This is a genomic window from Micromonospora foliorum, assembly GCF_022229015.1.
In the GTDB taxonomy this organism is placed as follows: domain Bacteria; phylum Actinomycetota; class Actinomycetes; order Mycobacteriales; family Micromonosporaceae; genus Micromonospora; species Micromonospora foliorum.
On record NZ_JAKKFF010000452.1, the window covers coordinates 1 to 2,969 of the forward strand.

General features: G+C 72.7%; 4 protein-coding genes. 3 read left to right on the forward strand and 1 reads right to left on the reverse strand.

Annotated features, from left to right (window positions below):
- The first annotated feature begins 315 nt into the window (after positions 1-315).
- Together PSH25_RS27550 and PSH25_RS27555 are read left to right on the forward strand one after the other, a co-directional pair.
- Positions 316-1,137: an HAD family hydrolase gene (locus tag PSH25_RS27550; RefSeq protein WP_238661811.1), complete on the forward strand. Its 822-nt coding sequence runs from the start codon at positions 316-318 to the stop codon at positions 1,135-1,137.
- Positions 1,137-1,949 (forward strand): HAD family hydrolase, encoded by an 813-nt coding sequence (locus tag PSH25_RS27555; protein ID WP_238661812.1) that lies wholly within the window; start codon positions 1,137-1,139, stop codon positions 1,947-1,949. Before PSH25_RS27550 ends, PSH25_RS27555 begins: the two co-directional genes overlap by 1 nt.
- Before the next feature lie 2 nt (positions 1,950-1,951).
- Here PSH25_RS27555 and PSH25_RS27560 read toward each other — a convergent pair whose 3' ends face one another.
- On the reverse strand, positions 1,952-2,554 hold the full coding sequence (locus tag PSH25_RS27560) for a bacterial proteasome activator family protein (RefSeq protein ID WP_238661813.1): 603 nt from the start codon (positions 2,552-2,554) through the stop codon (positions 1,952-1,954).
- 85 nt (positions 2,555-2,639) lie between these two features.
- Here PSH25_RS27560 and PSH25_RS27565 point away from each other — a divergent pair.
- Positions 2,640-2,969, forward strand: a 330-nt coding sequence (locus PSH25_RS27565) for an alpha/beta hydrolase family protein (protein WP_502361363.1), incomplete at its 3' end; no start/stop codon positions are given.

Sequence of the window (2,969 nt, forward strand, 5' to 3'; positions counted from 1 at the left end):
CGCCCCACCCCGCCCCCCCCCGCCGCGTCGCGTCGCGTCGCGTCGCGTCGCGTCGCGTCGATCATGGAGTTGTGGTGGTGGACATAATTCGTGTAAACGGGTGAACCGGGCACCACAACTCCATGATCGACCGTGAGAGGGGCGGGGTCGGGGTGGAGGGCGGGGGGCACCTTACGGGCACTGGGGGTTGGCGCCCGATTCGCCTGGAAGCCATGGTTGCGACCCGTTCCGCGAGGTACGGTTGCTGCCCGCCGTCACGCCGGGACTCGGTTTCCTTGGCCTGGCGGTGCGACGGCGGCGGGCGAAGGAGGAACGATGACCCGCCCGGGACTGCCCAAGTTGATCGCGACCGACCTCGACGGGACGCTGGTACGCAGCGATGACACCGTCTCCGCGTACACCCATGGGGTGCTCGACCGGGTGCGCGCCGCCGGAATTCCGGTGGTCGGCGCGACCGGACGCGGCCCTCGGTTGACCGAGTTGACCCGCAACGACATCCGCGCCGCCGACTTCCTGGTAATGGCCGGCGGTGGGCGGGTGGTCGACCAGAGCGACCCGAGCGGCCCGGTGGTGCTCCGCGACGAGCGGCTGCCCGCCGAGGTGTTGGCCCGGCTCCTCGCCGACCTGGAGGCGGAGGTCGGCCCGCTGACCGTCATGGTCGAGGCGTCCGACGAGCACGACGCCCCGCTGTGGGGCGACTATCACGAGAGCTGGCCCTACCAGGACCGCTTCGAGGCGCGCACGCGCGACGAGTGCCTCGCCTGCGACGTGATCAAGGCCTTTGCCCGGACCGCCGACCACCACGTGGACGAGCTGCTGGCCGTGGCCCGCCGGATCGTCCCGCCGCAGGTCGCCACGCTCACCCAGGCCGGGCTCGGTTTCATCGAGATCTGCCCGCCCGGCGTGGACAAGGCGACCGGGCTGACCGTGGTGGCGCAGACCCTCGGGGTCGACCCGGCCGACGTGCTGGTCTTCGGTGACATGCCCAACGACCTGCCGATGTTCGAGTGGGCCGGCTGGTCACGGGTGGCCGTGGCGAACGCCCACCCCGCTCTGCGCGCCGTCGCGGACGAGGTGACCTTGCGCAATGACGACGACGGGGTGGCGGTGTATCTCGACCGGCTACTGTCCCGGTAATGGGAGACACACCCCGCCTCATCGCCACCGACATCGACGGCACGCTGATCCGCGACGACCACACCGTCAGCCCGCGTACCGCCGACCTGCTCGCGCGGATCGCCGCGCGAGGCACGCCGGTCGTCCTGGTCACCGGCCGTCCGGTCCGCTGGCTCAAGATGGTGTACGACCAGCTCGCCAAGCCGCTGCCGGCGGTCTGCGCCAACGGCGCCGTGGTCTACGACCCGTTCGAGGACGAGGTGGTGCGGGCTGACCCGCTCGCACCGCACCACCTGGCCGAGGTGGCCCGGAGGCTACGGGCCGAGGTGCCCGGGATCAGCTTCGCCGTGGAGATCCTGGACAGCCGGGAGATGCGGCACGAGGCGCACTACCCACTGCGCTGGGACGTCGACCCGGACGGCATCCGGCCGATCGAGACGCCGGAGGAGCTGCTCTCGGCGCCTGCGGTGAAGCTCCTCGCCCGAGCCGGCGAGCAGGACCCGGATGCCTTCGCCGAGCTGATCGCCACGGCGGTGGCCGGGTTGGCCGAGGCCACGCACTCGTCGTCCTCCGGCCTGGTGGAGATCTCCGCGGCCGGGGTGACCAAGGCGGCGGGGCTGGCCTGGTACTGCGACCAGCTCGGGGTGGCCGCGGCGGACGTGCTGGCCTTCGGCGACATGCCCAACGACGTGCCGATGTTGACCTGGGCCGGGCGGGGCGTGGCGGTGGCCAACGCGCACCGCGCCGTCCTGGCGGTCGCCGACGACGTGACGACGGCGAACACCGAGGACGGCGTGGCGGCGTACCTGGAGAAGATTTTCGGGGTGGACTGAGGTCAGAGGTACTGACCGGTGTTGTGACCCTCGCCGGCGCCCGGCTGGCCGATGCCCGGCATCCCGGGGACGACCCCACCGGGGCCGCTGGGCAGCGCCTGCCGGCCGCCGCGCATCTGCTCCAGCTGCACCCGGGCGGCCATCTGCTGGGCCACCAGGGCCGCCTGGATGCCGTGGAACAGGCCCTCCAGCCAGCCGACGAGCTGGGCGTGTGCGATCCGCAGCTCGCCCTCGCTGGGGGCCTTGTCCTCGGCGAAGGGCAGCGAGATGCGCTCCAGCTCGTCGCGCAGCTCGGGGGCGAGGCCCTCCTTGAGCTCGACGATCGACCGCTCGTGGATCTCCCGCATCCGGTTGCGGCTGGCGTCGTCGAGAGGCGCGGCCTTCACCTCCTCCAACAGTTGCTTGATCATGCTGCCGATCCGCATCACCTTGGCCGGCTGTTCGACCAGGCGGGTCGGATCCTCGCCCTGGCCCTCGTCGGTCTGCATCGTGCCGATCGGCCGGCCGTCCGGACCGACCACCACAACGGTGCCGGAGTGGCCGGAGTCGTCGGGGCCGGGCTCGTCGTTCTGTCCAGCGGAGCGCGCTTCGGTCATGGGGTCCATCTTTACCCAGCGGGCCCGAGCTATGCCGTCCGGGACCGACTCCCCGGGGCTGAACCACCCGGGCGGGGCGCGCTACCGTCGCGCCATGCCTGTCGACCCGCGCGCCGTGTTGACCCGGCCCGCTCCGGAGCCCGACCGGACGGTGGCGTACGGGGACGACCCGGATCAGGTGGCCGATCTGCGCCTCCCGGCGGGAACCGGGCCGGCACGGCCGCTGGTCGTCGTGCTGCACGGCGGGTTCTGGCGGGCCGAGTACGACCGGCGGCACACCGGCCCACTGGCCGCAGCCGTCGCCGCTGCTGGCTACCCGGTGGCGCAGCTGGAATACCGCCGCACCGGGCAGCCCGGGGGCGGCTGGCCGGGCACCCTGACCGACGTCCTGACCGGGGTGGCCGAGCTGCCGGTGCTGGCGGCC

Bases quoted from the DNA above. Each gene is read 5' to 3' on its own strand.
- PSH25_RS27550 (WP_238661811.1), top strand. From the start codon at position 316: ATGACCCGCCCGGGACTGCCCAAGTTGATCGCGACCGACCTCGACGGG.
- PSH25_RS27555 (WP_238661812.1), top strand. From the start codon at position 1,137: ATGGGAGACACACCCCGCCTCATCGCCACCGACATCGACGGCACGCTG.
- PSH25_RS27560 (WP_238661813.1), bottom strand. From the start codon at position 2,554: ATGGACCCCATGACCGAAGCGCGCTCCGCTGGACAGAACGACGAGCCC.